Annotated in this window: 9 protein-coding genes and 1 tRNA gene; 7 read left to right on the top strand and 3 right to left on the bottom strand. The window is 36.8% G+C overall.

Annotation, left to right across the window (positions count from 1 at the left end; genetic code table 11):
• Positions 1–207: 207 nt before the first annotated feature.
• From H611_RS0109135 to H611_RS0109105, 7 genes are all read left to right on the top strand, one after another.
• Positions 208–1545, top strand: coding sequence for a hypothetical protein (locus H611_RS0109135; RefSeq protein WP_027138074.1), 1338 nt, complete (start codon positions 208–210; stop codon positions 1543–1545).
• Between the two features lie 169 nt (positions 1546–1714).
• The gene (locus H611_RS0109130) at positions 1715–3151 is read left to right on the top strand and encodes a T9SS type B sorting domain-containing protein (protein WP_027138073.1); all 1437 of its coding nucleotides are present in this window, start codon (positions 1715–1717) and stop codon (positions 3149–3151) included.
• Position 3152: 1 nt separating this feature from the next.
• The gene (locus H611_RS0109125; RefSeq protein ID WP_027138072.1) at positions 3153–5783 is read left to right on the top strand and encodes a PorP/SprF family type IX secretion system membrane protein; all 2631 of its coding nucleotides are present in this window, start codon (positions 3153–3155) and stop codon (positions 5781–5783) included.
• Between the two features lie 61 nt (positions 5784–5844).
• Positions 5845–19650 carry a T9SS type B sorting domain-containing protein gene (locus H611_RS0109120; protein ID WP_027138071.1) on the top strand — a complete coding sequence of 4602 codons (13806 nt, stop codon included), beginning with the start codon at positions 5845–5847 and terminating at the stop codon, positions 19648–19650.
• Between the two features lie 40 nt (positions 19651–19690).
• Complete coding sequence (locus H611_RS0109115) at positions 19691–20665, top strand: PorP/SprF family type IX secretion system membrane protein (RefSeq protein ID WP_027138070.1); 975 nt, start codon at positions 19691–19693, stop codon at positions 20663–20665.
• Positions 20666–20718: 53 nt separating this feature from the next.
• Entirely contained in the window at positions 20719–21081 is a 363-nt protein-coding gene (folB, locus tag H611_RS0109110) for a dihydroneopterin aldolase (protein ID WP_027138069.1), read from the top strand.
• Between the two features lie 51 nt (positions 21082–21132).
• A tRNA-Cys gene (locus H611_RS0109105) sits at positions 21133–21203 on the top strand.
• Between the two features lie 37 nt (positions 21204–21240).
• Here H611_RS0109105 and H611_RS0109100 read toward each other — a convergent pair.
• From H611_RS0109100 to H611_RS0109090, 3 genes are all read right to left on the bottom strand, one after another.
• Complete coding sequence (locus tag H611_RS0109100) at positions 21241–21921, bottom strand: LysE family translocator (RefSeq protein WP_027138068.1); 681 nt, start codon at positions 21919–21921, stop codon at positions 21241–21243.
• Positions 21922–22038: 117 nt separating this feature from the next.
• On the bottom strand, positions 22039–24345 hold the full coding sequence (gene bglX, locus H611_RS0109095; protein WP_051238825.1) for a beta-glucosidase BglX: 2307 nt from the start codon (positions 24343–24345) through the stop codon (positions 22039–22041).
• A gap of 2 nt (positions 24346–24347) precedes the next feature.
• Positions 24348–25457, bottom strand: coding sequence for a glycoside hydrolase family 16 protein (locus H611_RS0109090; protein WP_051238781.1), 1110 nt, complete (start codon positions 25455–25457; stop codon positions 24348–24350).
• Positions 25458–25511: the final 54 nt, after the last annotated feature.

Below are 25511 nucleotides of genomic sequence, written 5' to 3'. Positions count from 1 at the left end.
TTGTACTACTAATACTTCTTTGTGCAAAACAATCTTCAATTATGAAGATTTTTCTTACTTTTAAATAATTATTTAGAGGCTTATTCTTACATATTATAAAATATTCATGTATTTCGCCGAAAAAATTGGTATTTCATAGGTTTTTATTTATATTTGACCCTAATCTTTAATAATCATTTTAATTGATTAAAAGTTAAATATTTAACCATGAAAAAATTTACCCAAATCGCATGGCTACTTTTTCTATTTATAGGGAGTACCTACGCACAACAAGAAAAAGGAATTATAGGTGATGATAACTGGTTACAAAACTGGACCGAATTTCAACCAAAATCATCGGACTATAGAGAACCTACTCAAATTCTAGCTGGTAACATTTCTGAAGACACGCAATTACTAAAACGTAATGTTTATCTTTTAATGGGAGATGTCTTTGTAACAGAAGGAGCATCGTTAATTATCGAACCTGGAACCGTAATTATCGGTGATTTTGATACAAAAGCGACCTTAACGATTAGTAAAGGTGCTAAATTAATAGCGCAGGGTACAGAAACAGATCCTATTGTTTTCACATCTAACAGAAGCTTCAAAAAAGAAGGCGACTGGGGTGGTATTATAGTTTTAGGAGACGCGCCAACCAATAAATTTGGTAACGGGTCAGTAGCTTCATTTTATAAAGACCTATCACCTTCATCATATGCCTATACTAATTATGGAGGTCAGAACGTAGAAAGCAACTCGGGTATTTTAAGTTATGTTCGTATAGAATACGCTGGTAAACGTATTGCTCGTGGTAAATATCTAAACGGATTACTACTTGCCGGAGTAGGAAATAAAACCCTAATAGAAAACATTATGGTTAGTTACTCCGCTGGAAATGCATTCCAAATTTGGGGTGGAGATCTAAAAATATCAAAAGCTGTTTCTTACAGAAACGGAAGTAATGACTTCAACTTCAATTATGGTACTCAATGTACTTTGGAAAACTCTTTAGCTATTCGTTCTCCTTTTATATCTAATAGTGCTGGGTCAAGATGTATGTATGTTCGTTCCTACGATAAAAAGGAAGAGGTTGATTTTACAAAAAATAGTACTAACGTTATTGCTAAAAATTTAACCTTACTAAATACAAGCGACGACATAAAATCTGATATAACTAAAGGGCTAATAAATGAAGCCTTATACGTTGGACACAACTCCAAATTAGACATGTCTAAAAGTGTCATCTCAGGTTTTAATCCAGCTGTTATTTTCGAAAATAGCATTGCTATTAATCAGGAAAACTTGGAAAAAATAAAATTTACTGGAATGTACTTCAATAATTGTAATGGAAATATTTTTGTTGAAAATAATTCTAATAATGAGGATCTTGAAAACTGGTATGGAAACAGTGCTTTTTTAAATGTGTATTCTAAAAGTGGTAATTCTGAAACTTTTATTGACACGAGAAATGCCAGACGACCAGATTTCAGACTTAGAATTAACAAAATTATTGCAGCTCCAAAAGAATATTTTGCCGCTGATACAACCACAGACGAAGATTAATCATTTCAACCAAACCTTAATAACGTTATCTAGACCAACCATTATCACGTTTACGAAAAACTTTAGACCTATTGATAAGACCCCAATCAATGTATAAGTAAATATAGCCCAACATATAACAAGTGAACACGATAATTCCTCTAGAATTTAATAATGAAAATACTATCGCATGAGAAATTTTACTGTTATTAATATCGTGATTTTACTTGTTGTATGTTTTACCAAAGTCGGACATTCTCAAATGGTTATAAGTAAACCAAACCTAGGGTTTAGTCAGGCATGTGCCGGTGAAAATTTCAACACTTACTTCGTTACATTCAATTTTACAACAGAAGACAACTTAACTTCAAACCAGTTTATTGTAGAATTATCTGATGCTACGGGCGACTTTACCAATCCTGTTATACTTAAAACTACTGCTCCCGGAGAATTTACAGAAACACCTGTAACCGTAGAATTTTCACTTCCAACTAATACCGCTGGAGAGGCCTATCGATTAAAAATTAAAAGTTCTATTTTTCCAGCTATAAGTCCAAGATCAGATGCTTTTGCAGCTTATTACAAAATACAGGATACGCCTTTCACCATAAACAACCTCATAGAAACGGCGGTTTACTGTGCAGGAGAAAGTTATATTCTAACCATTGATAATCCTGGTAATGGAGAAAATGATTCCCCTTTACAATACACTTCTTTAACTTTTAACTGGTATAAAGAAACAAGTGCCACAACTTCAGAATATATTCAAACTTCAAATAGTTTAGAAGTATCACAACCTGGCACCTATTTTGTTGAAACAAACTATGGCTCTTGTACTTCAAATTCATACTCTAACCGTGTTACGGTTAGTGAAGCAACGTCCTCTAGTACCACTACCATCAATTCTAGTTTAGGTAACCCATATTGTTCAAGTGAAGGCGCCACCACACTAAGTACTATTAATGGTAATAGTTACCAATGGTACAAAGACGGAACTCCTATATCAGGGGCAACAAATCAAACCTATTCTACAGACCAAGCTGGCTCTTATTCTGTAACAATTGATCTAGGGGTCTGTGTAACAACTGGTACTATCAACTTAGAAACTACAGGTTTTACAAGTAGCATAGATATTCCAGAATATAACTTTATAGAGGAAGGAGAAACAATTACAGCAACTATTACTACCGACGCTAATAACCCAAATTTTGAATGGTATTTAAATAATACATTAATCGCATCGGCTACTTCAAATATCTATGAGGCCAACTCCATTGGTAATTACAGAGCCGTTGTAACCCAAACCACAGGTTGTATAGCATCAAACGAATTTACTTTTTCGGTAAAAGAACCATTTCCAGATGTGCCTGAAATACCAAACATTGTTAGCCCCAATGGTGATGGTATTAATGACACCTGGGTCATTCCTCAAGAATATGTAAACGGCACCAATGCGCAAGTTATAATTATGACATCGCAAGGAAAGATTGTTTTACAAACCGATAATTATTTAAACGATTGGCCCACAAATGATATAGAACTTAATGATATAAATCCGGTGTATTATTACATCATAACAACTCAAAATAAAAAAAAGCGGAAGGGCTCGATAACAGTCGTCAAATAAAATGAAATTAAACTTCTTACATATTGCAATTTTTGCGTGCTTAACGCAACTACTATTCGCCCAGGATAATGCGGTGGTTGGACTTGCTTTACCTGTAAGAAACTCTTTAAAATTCAACAAACATATTTACAATCCATCCTTTAGTTTTGTTAGAGAACAAAATAGATATATAAGTTTTTCAAACAAAAGACAATGGGTTCAATTTGATGATGCACCACAAACATATATCTTTGGCTACGCCGGACGTTTTCAAGAAAATATGGGTATGGGGATTAGCCTATTTCAGCAAAATTATGGTGTTTTAACCACTTTTGGCGGACTGTTAAACTTTGCCTACAACGCTCAATTAAATCGCGATAGCAACTTAACATTCGGTATGAATCTGGGCATTTACCAAAGTGGGTTAAATAATGGTAAAGTACATTCAAACTTCCCAGATCCTGTACTCGGTGACCTTCCTTCAAACACTATTATTACCATTAATCCTGGTATTAATTATGGAACAACATTTTTAGACTTTGGACTTGCCATTAATAATGTTGCCGCCTATAATTTTACGAGTTCAAAAATGCTCGAAGATAATCCAGAACAAGGCATTCAAGCACACATCATGTACACAGGGTATATGGATAGTCGCGGATTTTTTGATGAAGCAAAATTTACATTCTTAGGACGCTCAGAATTTCAAAAAGACAATACTATTATTTCTGGATTAGTCATGCTACAGGTACCTAAAGGTATCTGGGCACAAGCTGGCTATAATACGCTATACGGTGCCTCCGCTGGATTAGGTCTGAATATTACAAGTCAGATTGCTGTTGAATACAATTACGAACAAGCCATAGGTAAGTATTCAAACTTTGGAAATTCGCATGAATTTACAGTGGCCTATAAAATAAAAAACAGAGACAGATATAACTATAGTGGTGATGATCAAGAAGAAGCCTTTATTATTTCTGAAACTAAACATAAACGCACGATTGCAAAAAGAAAACCAAGCTATTCGGCACCAATCGATCGTAAAAAGGCTATTGAAGAACGAGCTAAAGCCAGAGCAGAAGCTCAGGCTCTGTTAAAAGCCAAAGCGGCTGCCAAAGCTGAAGAACGAGCTAAATTAAAAGCTGAAGCTGAAGCACGCATCGCCGCTAAAAAAGAAGATATCCTTCAACCCGTAAACGATGAAAACAAAGTAAAGGAAACAACAATTTCTACAGAAAATAACATAACCACTAGTCAATCAGACTCAGCAGCTATTGCTAAAGCTAAGGCCGAGGAAGAAGCCCGTTTAAAACGTGAAGCAGAGCAAAAAGCCAAAGCAGCAGAACAAGCTCGACTAGCTGCTATTGCCAAAGCTAAGGCCGAGGAAGAAACCCGTCTAAAACGTGAAGCAGAGCAAAAAGCCAAAGCAGCAGAACAAGCTCGACTATCTGCTATTGCCAAAGCTAAGGCCGAGGAAGAAGCCCGTCTAAAACGTGAAGCAGAGCAAAAAGCTAAAGCTGCAGAACAAGCTCGACTAGCTGCTATTGCCAAAGCTAAGGCCGAGGAAGAAGTCCGTCTAAAACGTGAAGCAGAGCAAAAAGCTAAAGCTGCAGAACAAGCTCGACTAGCTGCTATTGCCAAAGCTAAGGCCGAGGAAGAAGTCCGTCTAAAACGTGAAGCAGAGCAAAAAGCTAAAGCTGCAGAACAAGCTCGACTAGCTGCTATTGCCAAAGCTAAGGCCGAGGAAGAAGCTAACAAGACAATTGCTCTACCTGAAGCCACCGATGAGACTACAGACGCCATGAATACCATTACCCAATTAGCAATGGAATCAAATGCAGTACAACAGGAATTAATGGCAAGACTTCAAGATCGTGTAGATCGTAAGGAAAAAGATTTGTTCGATTTAAAACGTGAAAACGATTTAAGTGAACAAGGTATCTATTCAGAACCCAAACCTTTTAAAAGCGTATCGGAAGAAAACCAAGCAATTGCTTCATTAAAAGCCGACATTGATAATACCTTAAAAAATCAAGAAGAAAAAATTCAAGAATTAGAAAACTTATATAGTACCAGAATAAGAAAAGTTCGTAGTAAAACAGATACCGTTAATATGTTCTATGCAAATACTATCGAACAATTAAAATCACAACAGAATGAAACTAAACAAGCTAAAGAGCGCTTAGATTCTTCTTTAGAAAGTATCAATATAGCTACAGAAGTTGAGCGAAAAAGACGTATTAAACGTGCCGCATACGATGATGAACAGGCTAGGTACGATAAAGATATGGCCACCTTAGTTCGTATTAAACAAAATACACCACCAAGCTCTAAAACTTTTACCGCATCCGATTTTGATCATGGTGAAAGCTTAGGTAACAACATAAAAATTGTAAAAGATGTAAAAAACACCTCAAGTGGATATTACCTAGTAATTGCTGTTCACAGTAATGTTACAAAACGTGATGAATTTATAACCAAATGTGTAGCCGCAGGTCAAGACGACATAAACTTCTTTTTCGATGTAAACACTAATAAATATTACATCTATTATGAGAAGTTCGACAATTTAAATAGTGCCAATAACGCATTAAACACCAAAGGAAGCAAACCATATAACGTTAACATGTCTATGGTTAAAATTGAAAATTAAAAAAAGAGAGCCGTTTAATTCAGTCCCAAATCCTGAATTAAATAACTAAATATAAACTGCCATGAAAAAAACTACTTTATTAAAATCAACTCTAGTTGTTTTGTTTTTACTACTCTTTTCAAGTGGTATCGCTCAGACCTACGAGCCTTTTACCCTTAGGAAAAACATAGAACTTAGAGGAAGCATGCTTGTAATAGGTAATAATATCTTAGGACAGGATAACAACCCCTTTAATGACCTAACCAAAGATAATCAGGATATCAATATGCAATATATTGATATTGATGGTGATGCCTCTACATTTAGTTCAAGTAGTGCCGATATATTAATTCCTGCTCAAGAAGATGGTAGTGCAACCACCTGTTATCGGGTAGCTTATGCTGCACTATATTGGGGTGCCATGCTACAAAGTGGGAGCAGAACTGATATAAATAAAGTAAAATTTAAAACACCTAATAGCAGCTCCTATACCGATATTACAGGAGAGCTTATATACGATGCCATAGTAAGCCCAATTCCCGCAGAACCTAACGAACCGGGTAATACACCTTATGCCTGTTATGCCGATGTAACCAGTTTTTTTGATGGTGTTACAGATATTGAGGGTACTTATACTGTTGCCGACGTCACCTCAAGTTTAGGATTTAACAATTCTACTGGATTAAGTGCCGGATGGACATTATTTATTATTTATGAAGACCCTAACGAACATAAAAAATCATTCAACACCTTTGATGGATTTAGCCATATTTTTGATGGTCATTACGAAGAAGTTAATGTTACTGGATTTTCCACGCCTCCTGCAGGACCTATCGATTTACAATTCGCCTATGCTGCATTAGATGGAGATAGAACAAAACGTGCCACTAAACTAGAAATTAACGGAAAAGAAGTTACTACTCCATTACGTACAGCCAATAAATTTTTTGGATCTGTTATTGAAAATTCGAATGGTCTCGTTACTCCAAGAGAACCTTTAAGTGAGAATACCCTTGGGTATGATACCGGCTATTTAGAAATTATAGGCGCAGAACCAGAGTATGTTAAAAATAGTGACAACGCGGCTAGTTTTGTTTTGCAAGTAGCAAGAGGTCAAGCCGATCCTATTTATTCCTTTTTTAGCTGCTTTGCAGTAGATATTATTACGCCCGATATTGAACTTCTTAAAAATGTTGTGGATACTTCGGGTACTGATATTGAGGGTGGTGATGTCAATCTAGGTCAACGTTTATTCTATGAAATCACATACCAAAGTATAGGAAACGATGATGTTACTGAGTTTACAATAAAAGATATACTACCAGAGAATGTTATTTTCGACCCTAATACGGACATTGACTTATCTAATGCCGGTGGAGCAACAGTACAGTCATACGATCCTGTTACACGAACCCTTATATTTAGCATCCCCGACTCGTCTGTAGAAGTTGATGACCCCCAATTCACCATCCGGATTGCAGTACAGGTAGTTCCTAATTGTTATGATTTAAGTCAGGCTTGTTCCAATGAAATAAAAAACCAAGCCTATGCTACTTACAGAGGTGTTATTAATCCTGAAATCATTCAAGATGAAGGTAGTTTTGCTTCTGTAGAATGCTTAGGAACCCCTGGTTCAACCAACTTTTTAGTAGACATTACAAACTGTAGTTTCGAACGCAATGAAGTGCTTTGTGGTAGTAGTGTGGTACTAACTGCTGCAGACGGTTACGATAGCTACTCTTGGTCTACAAGTCCTACAGGAACACCCGTTGTTGGTACAGGACAGAGTTATACCGCCACAGAATTAGGTACTTATTATGTACAGAATACCACGTCTTCCACATGTATTTCAATTATGGAAGCAATAACGGTCATTCCTTATGGTAATACCATAACAAACCCTATTATCCCATATGCTGATTTATTGCCTATTTGTCCAAATGATGGTAAAGTCCTTCCTTATATTTTCTTATGTGGCGCTAATGATATACGCTCTATAAATACGGGTATTAGTGATGCCGTATCTATAGTTTGGGAAAAATTAGATGAAACAAGCTGTCCGGCTTTAACAGTAGATGATTGTGCCAATGAGAATGACGAATGTTCTTGGGATCAGGTAGGAACAGGTCCCGATTATAATGCCAATGATGCTGGCCAATTTAGAATTGTAATTAATTACCCCGGAGGCTGTTTTAGTATTTTCTATTTCAATGTCTATCAGAATTTATTAAACCCAACAGTTACTGCCAAAGATATTATATGTACAACGCCGGGTGAAGTCACCGTAGGTGGCGTTCCTTCTGGTTACGAATATAGTTTAGACCCTTCAGGTCCCTACCAACCATCAAATGTATTTACTGTAAATACCCCTGGATATTACACTGTTTATATCAGACAAGTGGGAGTAGATACCAATCCGTGTATATTTGAAACACCTCCCGTGTATGTAAGAAATCGCGATTTTAGCGTTACAACCATTGTTACACAGCCTTACTGTAACGGTGATAAAGGATCCGTAAAAATAGCTGTAAATGATGCCTTACCACAATATAATTATAGTATTTCACAAGGTGGAACTCTAGTAAATAGTGTTGGTCCTATCGACGCCAGTGATTATACTTTTTCTAATTTAAATCCAGGTATTTATACTATTGATGTTTCTACTGACGATGGCTGTTTACACACCGAAGACATAGAGATAATAAATCCACCATTATTAACTGCTACATCGGCGCTTACAACACCATTAACCTGTACCGATGGAGAAATTACTGTATACCCTGAAGGCGGAACACCACCATATTACTACTATGTAAACAGTACAACAGATTTTCAAACAAGTCCTTTAATTCCAGTTAGTTCTGCAGGCACTTTTGATATTACGGTAGTAGATACTAACAACTGTAGTGCTACTACATCCATAACAGTTGATGGCATACCTGACCCAGTATTTACTGTTACTCACGACGATATATTATGTTCTGGTGAAGCTACAGGAAGTATCAATTTCAATGTTACCAATGCTAATGGATATACTATTGAGTATAGTATAGATAACGGTGTCACTTATTCTACTAACCCAACATTTTTAAACTTAACAGCAGGTACCTATCAAACCATAATAAAATATTCTTTAAATGGTACCGATTGTTTTAGTACGACTGAGGACATTATTATTACTCAACCTAATAATACCCTTACAGCCTCTGCCGGAGTTTCGCAACTTGCAGGCTGTGGTCCTAATGGTGAAGCCATGATAAGAATTACAAATCCACAAGGAGGAACAGCTCCTTATGAATTTAGTTTTGATAATCAAGCCACTTGGACATTAGCGAACGAGGCCTGGATGCCATCAGGCACCTACACCCTATATGTACGCGATGCAAATGGCTGTATTTATGCCATGCCAAACATTATAGTTGACCCGGAACCAATAGCGCCAACCATATCTATATCAAATCCGGATTATAATTGTGATGGATCTGCAAATGCCATTGTAACAGTTACCAACTCAACATCGAATACATATACTTACACCTACTTATTGGATGGTGTAGAAAACCCTAATACCACAGATCCAACTACATTCCTAGATGTTCCAGATGGATCCCATACTATAAGTGTTACCTACCAATTACAGTCGGTTCCAACTTATAGCAATCTATTAAAAGAAGATTTTGGATCGGGCAGTGATACTAATTCTCCAGGAATAAATGCAACATATTATTGCTTTGAAAGACAAGAAATAGGAACAGAGTGTCAAGGTAGTACTAGGATTCAGGACGGTGATTATTCTGTAACATCAAATATAGTAAACCCCTATAGTGCATGGATAAATCCAGTAAATCATACAACATCTGGTAGCGGCTCGGGGTCAAATGGACGATATTTAGTTGTTAATATTGGATCTACCATTCCAAAAACGGCCATATTATATGAAAAACAAATTGATGATATAATCCCGAATCAACCTATAAATGTTGAATTCTTTGCTATAAATTTACTTAAAGCAGGTAATACACAATACAATCCAGATCTATTAGTAGCTTTAGTCGATGCTGGAGGTAATGAAATATCATCCTTTAATACTGGAGAAATACCTAAAACAGAGTCTTGGGAGCATTATCCCAAAACCCCATTAACTCTAGATCCTGGTGCTAACACCAGTTTAAGATTTATTGTTAGGTCTAATGTACAACAAACCAGTGGTAATGATGTTGCCATTGATGACATTAGCGTCTATCAGTTACCTGAAACTTGTATTTCACAGGTTGATTTTCCATTTATTATAGAACCTGGTAATGCATTTTCAGCCGAAATAATAAATGCTACAAATCTTTCATGTAATTCTGGAAATGACGGTACTATAACCATTGCTGCTCAAAACTTCGATACTACCAACGGTTTTCAATATTCTTTAGATGGCGTTAACTGGACTACCCAAATGTCATCACCACAGACTATAACCGGTTTAGCAGCGGGCAGTTATACCGTTCAAATACGTTATGATAACACGCCTAACACATGTAGTTTCAGCTTTAACCAAGATATCATTGCACCCGATCCTGTAGCTATTAATGTAACTACAACACCTGTGACCTGTCTTGACGGCTCTACCATTACAGCAACAGCCTCGGGTGGTACGCCTGCCTATACTTTTGAGTTGTTAGATAACGCTTCTAACGTTATAAATACATTCCCAAGTAATGGCATTCTTGCTAATGTTCCTGCAGGAAATTATATAGTGAGAGTCACTGATAATAATGGCTGTACAGACACCACTAATATAACCTTGGTAAGCCCTACAGCGCCTACCGGGTTTATTATAAATGCCGATTATTGCTACGATACTATAGATGGAACGACCTTAGAAGTTTCGGCTTCAGGCGGTCAACCTCCTTATGAGTTTAGCATTTCTGATGGTACAAATTCAAGTGCTTATCAAACCAATCCTATTTTTACTAATTTAACCCCAGGTACTTATACGATCACTATTAGAGATGCATACGGATGTACGTTCGATTTGCCTACCGAAACTATCGAAGCTCAAGTAACTATAAGTACAGTTCTTACTAAAGAATTAGATTGTACAGTATCTCCTGATGCTATAATTACGGGTACCATTACTGATGGCTATCCGCCTTATACTTATGAAGTATCTATAAATGGGGGAGCCTTTACAAATTTAGGAACAGCTAGTACGCCATTTACTTATAATGCTAGCACTGATGGTACCTATCAGTTTAAGGTTATTGATGCGAATGCTTGTGAAGCTCTATCGAATGTTATTAGCATCAATCCAATTGACTACCCAACAGCTACAACCAACATAATTGATGCCAGCTGTAACGGTGATGCGAATGGATCGGTTCAAATTGTTCCATCTGGAGGTGTAGGTCCATATACATTTAGTTTTAATGGCAGCCCTTTTAGTACAACTTCCTTATATACTGGATTAACAGCGGGAACTTATAATTATCAGATACAAGATGCAAACGAATGTATTTTTGATGGCACTGCTACTATTAATGAACCAACTGTTTTAAGTGTTTCGGCTACTGCCACTGCATTCAGTTGTGCTTCCGATAATACTAAGCAATCATCAACAGTAACGATTGCTGTACCAACTACCGGAACAGCACCGTATTTATATAGTTTTAACGGTTCAGGCTACAGCGCTTCAAACACTTTAGAAGTTAATGATAATGGTTTAGATCAGACGATAACCTATTCCGTTCAGGATGCCAACGGGTGTACAGATAGTAGTTCATTAACCATTTCAGCGTTAAACCCACCAACAGATTTAGATTTTTCAGCTACACCAGTAACCTGTGATAATACAACATCTTCCGTAACTGTATCAGCGACTAATGGAGCAGGTACATTAACTTACGAAATACTTTCTCCTATCGTTGTAGGACCCCAAACCTCTGATGTATTTTCGGGATTAGCACCGGATACTTATGTATTTAGAGTGACCGATACCAATGGATGTTATTATACAGAATCATTTGTAATTGATCCTGTAACTCCAATTGCCATAACTGCATTAAAACTAAGTGATGTGTTCTGTTTTAATGGAAATGATGGTGCTGCACAATTTGAAGTATTTAATGCAACTAATTTCACTTATACCGTTGATGGGGGAGCTTCGCAGCCAGGTGTAAACCCAATACCTCTAACGAATTTGACGGCAGGAACTTATACGGTTATAGTGACCGATACCGATACAGGATGTACCGCGAATGCGAGCGTAACTATTAATCAGCCAATTGATGCAGTTAGTGCTACTGCAACAGCAACTAATGTACATTGTAACAATTATAATTCGGACATCACGATTATAGCTTCAGGAGGTACGCCAAGTTATACTTATGCTGCTGTAATTTCAGGAGATCCAGAACCTACCTCATATTCAAACAGTACTATTCAAACGGTAGATACAAATTCAGGAGCCAATTTAACCTGGGATGTATATGTAAAAGATGCTAACGATTGTACGACTATAACTACTGTAACCATTACAGAGGATCCATTACCAACAGTTTCTGCTCCTACAGTAGATAATCAGTGTGATGTTAATTCAGGATTCACTTTTTCGGTTACCGCAACGGGTATTCCTCCACTTTCTTATAGTATTAACGGAGGAGCATCCTATCAATCTAGCTCAACATTTACAGTTAATACTCCGGGTAACTATACGGTTACAGTACGTGATGGCAATGGTTGTACTGCATCAAGTAGCACCACGACTGATGTCTTCCCTCCTATTTCCGTAACAGCTACAATGACTAAAGATTTAACCTGTTCGGCGCCTTCGGAAGCCGCAATCGAATTAAATGTGTCTGGCGGAAATCCTGATTATGGTTATAGTGTTAAATTTAATGGTGGTGCATACAATGCGCCTACATTATTCACAGGAAACAGTTTTACCTATAACACATCTATTGCAGGTACTTATCAGTTCCTTATTACTGATGCAAATGGTTGTACAGAAGAAACCGAAATCATTACCATAACAGATACCGTAGACCCAGTTATCCTAAATGTAACTCAAACTCAAGATATTTCTTGTAACGGTGAATCAAATGCCTCAATTGATGTAACTGTTGATGTGAATTCAGGTTTACCTCCATTTGTAATCAATGTTTATAATGACAGTACCGGTAACGATTACGGAACACAAACATCAGGTTTGGCCGCTGGAGACTATACCATAACTGTAACCGATGCTCGAGGATGTACTGATACTAACAATATAACTATTGCTGAACCTAATCCAATTGTTTTAGATTTTGATATTGACCCTATTACATGTCAGTCAGGTGGTGTTTCATTGGGTAGAATTATTATAAACTCCGTAACCGGAGGAACCCCTAATTATACTTATCATGTAACGGGTGTTAATGGATACGATCAACTAATTACAAACCAAAATGGATCAACACAGGTATTTGAGGTTGTAGACTTTGGTATATATCAAATTATTATTACAGATGCCAATGGTTGTACCTATTTAGAACAAGACATTACTGTAACGTCTCCGCCAGATGATTTAGATATTAATATTGATTTAACTGTTGATTGTATTACCGGAGGAGAAGCCACGGTTGCTATCGGATCTGCTTCAAGTATAACCGGAAATGGCCCATTTTATTTTGCTATTTACACGGGGTCAGGAATGACTTATCCTACCGGAGCATGGCAACCTGAAGATGCACCTAATAGTAAACAGACCGTTTTTACAGGTTTATTGCCTGGAGCCACCTATACATTTGTAGTCTATGATGATGGCCCTAGTAAATGTTATTATTATGAAACTGCCGATGTTGCCATACCAACAAATTCAACATTAACAGTTAGTTCTCTTGTGCCGAGTAATATTACATGTGTTGGAAGTGCAGACGGTAATGTTAGTTTTGATATTAATAGTACATATGGAACAGCTACAGATGTTACTTATGAAGTATTTGATAGCCTAACCTTAACTCCAATGGGTATTTCAGGCTCTGGAACTGTACCAGCAAGCGGAACTCTTACAGTAACCAACCTAGGCAATCTAGATTTTGGAAATTATGTAGTCGTGATAACCGAAGAAGCTGGCGCTACTAATGCCGGATGTAGTATCGTTTCAGATGATTTTAACATTACGGAGTCTGCAATAGAGTTAGATATCACAGCTAATGCTACAAAAAATGAAAACTGTAACGAACTTGGTATTATTACAGCTACCGCTAGTAATGGTACGGCACCATACGAGTATCAAGCCGTACCAACTACTGCAGCAACTAATCCAGTAAACTGGGTAAGTTCAAATACCTTTAACCTTGCAGCTGGCACATATGATATTTATGTTCGCGATGCCTATGGTTGTATAAAATTCGATACGGCAACCATTATTGCAGATCTAGATCCAACAATTAATCCGGTCGCCGCACAATGTTTCGACGGCACTGATTTCAATATTACACTTTCTGGTACCGGAATTGCTCCATTAACCTATAGTATAGGCGGCGCTTATCAATTAAGTCCAGACTTCACCATTACTGCAGCAGGAAGTTATACAGTAAGCATTAAAGATGCTAATGGCTGTATTGCATCAGATACTTATACTGTTGAACCGCCTCTTTTATTAGATGCCGATTTAACACAAGATTTAACCTGTTTAGTAGATGCCTCTATAAGCTTATCCACTTCGGGTGGTGTTGCGCCTTATACTTATGAAGTTAGATTAAATGGCGGGGCCTACTCTGCAATAGGCTCTGCAAACTATACAACCAATTTAGATGGTACTTACCAGTTTAGAGTAACAGATTCTCAAAGTTGTCAAGCCGAATCCAATACTATTACGGTTACCCCTAACACAGTGCCAACCTTTACCACAGCGATTACAGATGTAACTTGTAATGGCGGTTCAGACGGAAGTATAGTTATTACAGCTTCCAATGGCATCGCCCCTTATGAATATAGTAGCAATGGCGGTTCTACTTGGCAAGCCTCAAATGTATTCAGCGGTTTATCACAAGGAACTTATACCATCTTGGTTAGAGACAGCAAAGACTGTGAATCTTTACCTGTTGACGAAACCATAAACGAACCAACTCCAGTAGATGGAACTGGTACATTAACACAAGGACTTACTTGTGGTGTTGGAAATGCCACTCAACCTGCTATTGTAACTATTACAGGTAGTGGAGGAACGCCGCCATATACTTATAGTTTTAATGGTGGAGTTAATTATACTTCAACAGAAACTTATACAACATATGCAGCTGGAACCATTACCGCTTATATAAAAGATGCTAACGGGTGTATTATTGCTACGCCTATTGATGTGGATATACCCGCATTAAGTGTGCCTTCAAATTTAGATTTTGTTTCAACTCCTGTAACATGTTTAGCTACTACAAGTGATGTAACACTTACTGCTACAGATGGTGTTGGTCCATTAATGTATGAAATCATTTCACCAATAGCTGTAGGACCTCAAGCTTCGAACGTATTTAATGGTCTAAGTCCAGACACTTATGTGTTCACGGTGACGGATGCGAATGGTTGTTATTATACCGAATCTTATACAATCAATCCCGTAACCAATATTACTGTATCTGGATTATTAGTAAACGATGTGAGTTGTAATGGTAGTTCAGATGGCACAGTAGACTTTACGGTAGCTAATTTCTCTGGCACTTATAGCTATACAATAAACGGAGTTTCAGCAGGAACTGGCGAGACAAATTCTACTATAAACCTAACAGGTTTACCTGTTGGTGATCAAACAATTGTTGTTACAGATGACACGACAGGTTGTACAGATACTGCTACCATTACCGTAAACGAACCAAATGCTTTAACCCTATCTGAAATTGAAAACATCAATGCAAACTGTAATTTTGGGGCTCAGGTAACTGTGGAGGCAATGGGCGGAACTCCTCCATATCAATATGCTTTTGTAATCGATGGTGCAACTCCAATTACATCAGATTACACTAATAATAACACAGCTGTTCTAGACCCAACGATATCTACAAATTGGGATGTATGGGTTATAGATAGTAATGGTTGTTCAGATATGATAGACGTCGCTATAACGACCGATCCATTACCAACAATAACCGTTCCTACATTATCAGACAACCAATGTAATCTTACAGGTGATCCATTTACATTTACTGTATCCAACCCAACTGGTGTAGGACCTTTTACCTATTCCATTGGTAATGGATTCCAAGCAAGTCCAACATTTACAGTAGCAACGCCAGGCGATTATTATGTAACTGTTAAAGATGCTAATGGATGTACAACCCAAGATGCTACACCAATAACTGTTTACCCGGCTTTAGATTTAGTACCTACCATTACGACCTTACCAAGTTGTGATGATAATGATGGTGTTATTACTATAACAGGTTCTGGAGGTTCTGGTAATTATAGCTTTTCTATAAGCCCGAATGTTGGCACAGTTACAGGAAATGTTATTTCTAACCTGCCTTCGGGAAGCTACTCAGTTACAATCGAAGACTTAACAACAGGTTGTACCAGAAATGCATCGGTAACTCTAGATAGTGCAACACCAGTAACTTTCACACCAAATCCAATTGATGTAAGTTGTAACGGTGGTAGTGATGGAAGTATCATAGTAGATCTACCTACAAGTAATGATAACCCTATATACACATATGAAATCACAGCACCTATAGTCGTTGCTCCTCAAAACTCTAATGTATTTACAGGTTTAGCGGCCGGAACTTATACGGTGCAAGTAACATCAGGTAGAAATTGTATTGCCACTGAAGATGTTACAATCAACGAACCTGCTGTAATTAACGTACCTGCCCCAAGCGTTATTGAGTTTGCTTGTTCTGCAGGCACAAATGCAGCTAATTTTGCAAGTATTACCGTTACCGGTGTTACGGGTGGTTCTGGTAATTATACTACTTACGAATTTATCAAAGGTGGTAACATTGTTCAATCGGGACCAAATAATGTGTATACCGAAACAGAGGTATTAGGAGGTAATTTTGATATTAATGTCTATGATAATAATGGCTGTTTAGGAAGTACTACAGCTACCATCCAACCTTTTATAGCAATAGAAGACCTTGATATTACTATTGATAATGCCATTACGTGTACTAACGATGAAGACATCACAGTAAACGTAACAAGCACTGGAGGTACTCCTAATTTAGAATTTACTTTAGAAGATGCCAATGGTAACTTACCGACACAAACCAATACAACCGGTATTTTTACTGGATTACCTATCGGAAATTATATTATTACTGTTGAAAATATAGACACTCAATGTAGTCTTCAAACGGTTCACTATGTTAACGATCCGAATACCTTCGATTTAAACATTGATTCGGTAGTTGATGTTACTTGTTTTAATGATAATGATGGTAGTGTTAATATTACTTTTATAGATAGAGTCACTACACCAACCGATGATGCCGGTGCTTTTAGTTATATGGTTACAGATACCTCTGGCAACCCAATAACTTCAGGAAATTCAATCAATGCAGGACCTATTACACTTAACGGATTTGCAGCTGGTACGTATACCATTACCGCAACCCTAACAAACAGACCTTATTGTGCGGTTACGAAAAACTTTACTATTACCGCTCCAAACAGTGCTCTGGCTATTTCTGAAACCCATACCGAAATTACCTGTGATGGTAACAACGGAACAATTTCAGCTACAGCTACGGGTGGATGGCCAAGTGATTATGAATATCAACTAGAACATAATGGCTCTGTGATTAATCCATTTACTACAAACCCTAATTTTACAGGATTATCAGCAGGTAATTATATCGTAAGTGTAAGAGATAGTCAAGGATGTATAGCACCAACTAATGTCATTTTAGTAGATCCTACTCCTATTACAATTACAGCTAGTGCAGATACTAATATGCTAAGCTGTTTTGGAGATCAAAATGCAACTATTACAGTCGATTTAATTAGCGGAGGTCAAGGTAGCAACTATACTTATACCTTGAATATGACAGCTCCAATGGTAAGTTCATCAGGACCACAGCTTTCTCCTGTATTTACTAATTTGGGTACTGGAACCTATAATGTTACGGTAACCGATGGTTATAATTGTACCGCGACTTCAGCCGATATTGTTATAGCTGAACCTACAAAAATTGAAGCCAGTCTGGTTAAAACAAGTTCTCAAACATGTTTATTAGATGCTAATTTAACATTGAGTGCCACAGGAGGAACAGGACCTTATGAGTATAGTACTGATGCTTCTTTCTCAACCGTAATTGGTTCATTTGTTACTGATATTACCTTCCCGGTAACTCCAGGAACATACCAATATTATGTACGTGATGCCAATCTATGTAGTGATGCTGTTTCAAACGAAATAACTATAGACCCATTACCTGCTCTAACTTTAGAACTGGATAAAACCAACGCAACTATTAACTGTGCCGGTGATAATACTGGAGTTATTGTTGCTACGGCACAAGGAGGATTAGGCAACTATGTATATACCCTACAAGACGAAGCTGGTAATGACATACCAACAGCGGTTCAAGATAGCCCTGGTGTCTTTACTGAACTTGTTGCAGGACGCTATCAGGTATTTGTTGAAAGTGGTGATTGTGATACCACTTCAGAAATTGTAGAAATTACAGAACCATCTACCCCATTATCGGCGCAATTACTAACAACCGATGTTACTTGTAACGGTGCAAATGATGGTATGGTAGAAGTCTCAGCAACCGGAGGAACAGGCATTATAAAATATGCTATCTCACCTCAAATGGATCAATTCTTTGATGAACCTATTTTCGATAATTTAGCTCCTGGAGATTATCAAATTATCGTTCAAGATATTTTAGGTTGTTATGAGTTATATGATTTCACAATTTACGAACCTAACCCTGTATTGCTAAGTATCGTACCAAATTCAATTATTCCAGAAGTTTGTTATGGGGATATGAATGGATCTTTTAGTGTAACCATCTCTGGTGGAACACCGCCATATAGTGTAGCCCTTGATGATATTAATGGGACATACACTACCGGAACAGCTACACAAACACAATTCGATTTTACCGGATTAGAAGGGGGTGATCATACGGTATTTGTAATTGATAGTGAAGGTTGTGAATCTGAATGGAATATCACCTTCCCTGAATCGGTGTTAATCGACCCAGTAGCTATTGTTGAATTTGGCTGTACAAATAACATGTCCACGAATATGGTGACGGTTGAAGTTGATGAAAGTATTACCGATCCATCACAATTAGAATACGCACTTGATGGTGGCCCATACCAAACCAGTAATATATATATTAATGTGCCAGCAGGATTAGATCATTATATTGATGTAAGACATACAAATGGATGTATTAAACGTACACCAAACTTTGATATCGCATATTACGAACCGCTTCAATTAACCATTGGTACCGGTGGTTTAAATGAAATTGTAGCAAATGCTACAGGTGGTACAGGCGATTATACTTTTACCGTAAATGGTGATTCTTATGGAAGTGACAATACCTTCATTATTTATTCATCAGGAACATACACGGTAACGGTTACCGATAGTAACGGATGTACTGCTTCAGCAAGTGATTATTTTGAGTATATCGATGTTTGTATTCCTAATTACTTTACACCTAATGGTGATGGTAATTTAGATGAATGGGGACCTGGATGTACCTCTCAATATAAAGATTTGGTATTTAATATTTTTGATAGATATGGTCGTAGAGTGGCACAATTACGTGTTGGCGAAACATGGGACGGAACCTATCACGGACATGAATTACCTACTGGAGATTATTGGTATGTTGTTAAACTAAATGATCCGAAGGATGATAGAGAATTTGTTGGACATTTCACTCTTTACAGGTAATAGAATTAATGGCATGCCATTAACTTAAAAAAACAAAGCGATGCGAAAATTACTTACATATATCCTATTCTTGGCCATAACCATAAGTTATGGTCAGGAATTAAATTTGCCTGTTTTTACACAGTATTTAGCCGATAATAACTTTGTTGTATCACCAACATATGCAGGCATTGGAGATAATTTAAAAATTAGAGCTAATGGATTAACACAGTGGGTTGGCATTAAAGATGCTCCCGATAACCAATCTATATATGGTGATTTTAGAATTGCCGATCGTTCTGGAGTTGGTATATCATTATACAATGATAAAAATGGTTACACCTTACAAACAGGTGCAAAATTTTCTTTCGCCCATCACTTAATTTTAGATTATTATTCAAAACAATATTTATCTTTTGGTATTTCCTATAACATCAATAATTTCAGAATTGATATTAGTAAGTTTGATACAACTTACGAGCATCCGGTAATCGACCCTTATATAACGGATGACCGACGTACATCTAACAACAACTTCGACGTTGGAGCCCTATATAGAAACCACGGTTTTTGGCTGAGTTTTAATGCCAACAATATTTTAAACAAAAATATTGATGAAACTATTAGAAAATTGGAACCGAGATTATTGTTAAACTATCAAATCTATTCAGGTTACACCTTTCGCGGTCCTAAGAAAAGCGGATTAGAATTTGAACCATCAGTTTATTATCAAATGTTTAGTAGTGATAAACGTTCCAGTACCGACGTTAATTTTAAGTTCAGAAAATACGATAGAAACGAAGATTACTTCTGGGCTGGTATATCATACCGTTTTTTAAACGATCAGTTCTTAAAACCGCTTAATATTGGCCCTATGGTCGGATTTAAAAAGTCTTTATTCTATTTTGGTTACGCCTATCAGGTTACGACTAACGAGTTAGCTGGTTATAATTCCGGGACCCATGTTATTACTATAGGTTTAGAATTTTTACAGGGTATTAGTAACTGTCCATGTACTCAAAGTCCGGTACATTAAAAATTGTACTTTGATGTGAATAGTAATATCTTTGCAACATAAAAATATAACTATTGGGAATTATAAAGGTTGAAAATATTCGCGTATTTGCTTACCACGGTTGTTTAGCTGAAGAAACTAAAATAGGTAGTGATTACCGAGTAGATTTAAAAGTAAAAGCTAATTTACAGCCCTCGGCTAAAACCGATAAACTTCAGGATACGGTAGATTATGTTCTGCTTAATCGCATTATTAAAGAAGAGATGGCGATACCCTCTCATCTTCTTGAAACGGTTGCCAGACGTATATTAGATCGTATTTTTAATGAAGACCAATTAGTAACCAAAGCCTCGGTTTCTGTTAGTAAATTAAACCCTCCAATAGGTGGTGATGTAGAAAAGGTTACAATAAAAATGACTGATACACGTAAAAATTAATTTTAACCTATTGTAAAGTCTTAATTTTTTTTACATTTGCACCACAATAATGGCGTCATGGCCGAGTGGCTAGGCAAAGGTCTGCAAAACCTTGTACAGCGGTTCGAATCCGCTTGACGCCTCAACAAAGCTTCTGAAGAAATTCAGGAGCTTTTTTTATTAATCTAATCGGTTTATTTTTTCAAGTTTTTCTTGTATTAGTTCCTTTTCCTTTGGAAAAAACCCTTGAACCAATAATAATACACCAAAACCCAAAATTACAAGAGCCACTACCTTCTTGGTTTTAAAAATAAGTCTTGGAGTTAACCGACTCTTGAGCTTTTTGGCAATTAAAATTTTAATTAAATCAATTAAGAAATAAACAATTAAAATCGTGCTTAAAAATACAAGCACTCCATTATCCGAATGCGTTAAAGAGTTACCAAGTACGATAAATGCGACCCACCCCAGGAGTACACCAATATTGATAAAATTAAGTAAAAACCCTTTCAAAAAAAGTTTACCATACCCCCTTTTTATTTCAACCGTATGGTATTCTCTCACTATATCACGAAAGGATTTAGACGTTTTAATAAAAGAAATAAATCCATAAGCGGATAATAGCACCCCTCCAAATATTAAAAAATTCGGATCATCTTTTATTTTACCTAATAGCTTATTGGTGCTAAAAAAAGCGACGAAAATAAACAAGATATCGGCCAGCATGACACCACAATCAAATATTAAAGCGCTTTTAAAACCTTTGGTGGCACCGGTTTCAAGCAAAACAAAAAAGACAGGACCTATTGTAAATGCTAATACAATTCCGAAGGGTATCGCTGCTAAAATATCATCGAACATAATGGTGTGAAGAATTTAATACAAAGTAAAGAAAAAAGGCGAGTCTATACAAGAACACGCCTTTAAACAAACCAAGTACTACAAACTAATTAACTAGAATGATGCTATTAATTATTCTCAGAAATTATTATTTATAGTAAACTTACTTTCAAGTACGGCTTTAGAACTTCCACCAACATAAACCTTAAACTCTCCTGGTTCCAGCACAAAATCACCACTATTATTATAAAATCCCAATTCTTTTTTAGTTAGTTTAAAAGTCACCGATTTAATTTCATTAGGTGCCAGTTCAACCAATTCAAATCCTTTTAATTCTTTAACAGGTCTGGTAACAGTTGCAAATAAATCATGAATATATAATTGAACCACTTCCTTCCCACTAACTTTACCGGTATTCTCAAGTTTTAAAGACACTTCCACAACCTCCTCTGAGGCCTTTGTTACTTCTAAATCTGAGTATAAGAATGTTGTATAGCTTAGACCATATCCGAATGGATATAAAGGCTCGTTACTTTCATCAATATAATGTGACCAAAACACTTCCTTAGGAGCTGGTATGGTTGGTCGTCCTGTATTTTTATAATTATAATAAATAGGTATTTGTCCTACACTTCTTGGAAACGTCATAGGTAATTTACCACTGGGATTATAATCTCCATACAATACTTCAGCTATGGCATTTCCACTTTGGGTTCCTAACTGCCATGCTTCAACTATTGCTGGAATGTGTTCGTCAGCCCAAGTTATGGTAAGTGGTCTACCATTATTAAGTACCAAAACGATATTTTTATTTACATTGTATACAGCTTCCAATAATTCTTGCTGAACACCAGGCAAATCTAAATTAGTTCGACTCCTAGCCTCGCCGCTCTGAAATCCATGTTCACCTAGCACCATGATAACTACATCTGAATTTTTAGCCACCTCAATAGCTTCAGAAAACCCACTAGTATCATCTTTATTAATGTCTAATTCGATAGCAAACAAGGTCTCTCCTATCGTTAAATCAGCTCCTTTGGCATAAGTGATTGCATTATTTTTATACCTCTGTAATCCTTCAAGTACTGAGACCGCCGTATTATCGTCTGCACCGATTCTCCAACTACCTAAGGGACTTGTTTTATCAGCTGCCAATGGGCCTATTAATCCAATTTTCTGTCCAGACTTAGATAAAGGCAACAAATTGTTTTCATTTTTTAAGAGCACAATTGATTTTCTTGCCATATCTAACACGGCCTCTTGAATAGCCTCACTACCTGTCACTTCTGTTTCACGCGTTTCATTACAATACTTATAAGGGTCATCAAAAAGACCCAATTCATACTTAACCGTTAAAATACGCTTTACGGCATCATCAATAAGTGCTTCATCAACGCGACCTTCACGTACTAAATTGGCCAGTTCTTCGACATAAGCATAAGATTCCATATCCATATCGGATCCTGCAATAGCCGATATTTCAGCTGCTTGTTTCTTATCTTTAACAAAACCATGTTCGATCATTTCAATCATAGAACCCCAATCTGATACAACAAAGCCATCAAAATTCCATTTTCCCTTTAAAATTTCACGTTGTAAAAAGGCATTTCCTGTAGCCGGAATACCATTGAGTTCGTTAAAAGAATTCATAAAGGTTCTTACCCCTGCCTCCACTGAAGCTTTAAACGGTGGAAAAATAATATTATTAAGTGTTGAAGTTCCAACGTCTACAGTATTATAATCACGTCCGGATTCTGCAAACCCATAGCCTGCCCAATGCTTTGCGCAGGCTGCAATAGTTTCATGCGATGATAAATCATCTCCCTGAAATCCTTGAATCCTAGCCTTTGCAATAAGACTCCCTAAATATGGATCTTCACCTGCGCCCTCCATTACACGTCCCCAACGGGCATCGCGAGAAATATCAACCATAGGTGCAAAAGTCCAGTTAATTCCTGCTGCAGCTGCCTCGATAGCGGCCACTCTAGCCGATTTTTTTATAGATTCCAAGTCCCAACTCGCAGATTCTGCTAATGGAATCGGGCTTAACGTTTTATAACCATGAATAACATCAAATCCAATAATTAAAGGAATACCTAATCTCGTTTCTTCAACGGCGATTTTTTGTACTTCCATAACATCTTTAACTCCTCGAACATTTAACATGGAGCCTACATAACCCTTTTTTAAATGCTCATATTTCTTAGCTGCATCTCCCGAATCTGGTGTTGGTCCTGTAACATCCCAAAAACCGTTGTATTGGTTCATCTGTCCAATCTTTTCTTCCAAAGTCATTTGTGAAAGTAAATCATCCACTTTTTCTTTTATAAACAACGAGTCATCATTTAAATGCAATGCCAATTCCTTACTATTTTGTTTATCACACCCCTGATAACAAACAAAAATGAACGCTAAAATTACTATTTTGTATACATTTCTTATCATAATCATTGGTAAACTTTTATATAGTCTATCTCCATAGTGGATTCGATATAATTTTCATCGATTGTAAACCAGTTGCCTCCCATCGCCACATTTAATATTATAAACTGTGGTGCATTGTATGGCCAGGTACTACTATTTTTTGTTGTTGGTTTATACGTATATTTTATCTCACCATCGATTGTAAAATACAGTTCGTCTTCAGTCCACTCCAAACCATAAACGTGAAATTCAGAATGGTAATCGGAAAGCGTTGTTTCACCTACTTTCGTGTTTTCACAACCTCCAGAACAAGCTGGTGTATGCGTTGCACTCGATATATATGTTGGATTGTGCCCCCAATGTTCCATAATATCAATTTCACCACATGCAGGCCATCCTACCTCATCAATGTTAGCTCCTAACATCCAAATGGCTGGCCAGGTCCCCTGACCTATTGGTAATTTAGCTTTAACCTCAACTTTACCATAAGTAAATTCAAATTTATCCTTAGTCAGTAACCGTGCTGAAGTATAAGAAAACCCTTGATAATTCTCCTTTTTTGCTGTTATTTTAAGCAGACCATTTTCAACTTTTACATTATCAGATCTACTTGTATAATATTGTTTTTCACCATTTCCCCAACCACATAAATTTGGGCAACCGTTACCTATGTCGTACCCCCATTTAGAAGTATCTGGAACACCATCAGTATTAAATTCATCTGACCATACCAATTCTAATTCGCCATTAGAAACAAATACCGTCACATTTTGAAAACTACTTATGGAATGTCCCGTACTTGAATATGCAAAAACAGCTATTTGATATTCATTTATACCTTCGGAAGTAAAAGTATATTGAAACACCCCATTGCTACTTTCAGCTTCTGTTTGACTCCCAATTTTAAATCCATATTTAACAGCATGGGATGCTGAAGCCTTACAAACAATCTTCCCGGAACCATCACCATTAGGATAATTCGTATTCTTACCAACAACCTCTATATCTAAAGTTAAATTGACAGGTATAATTTCCTTGGGTTCATTCAAGATGATGCTATCGTCAGATCCATGAGAACAAGACAATAAAAAGGCCAGACTTATATAGAACATATAAGACATTGGATTATACATTTTGATTAACGGATTTTGGTTTAATAAAGGAGTATGGGGATACTCCTTTATTAA

The sequence above is a fragment of the Gaetbulibacter saemankumensis DSM 17032 genome (genome assembly GCF_000425645.1).
Taxonomy (GTDB): Bacteria; Bacteroidota; Bacteroidia; order Flavobacteriales; family Flavobacteriaceae; genus Gaetbulibacter; species Gaetbulibacter saemankumensis.
Note: the sequence above shows the minus strand (reverse complement) of the source record. Positions and strands in the feature narration are given on the sequence as shown.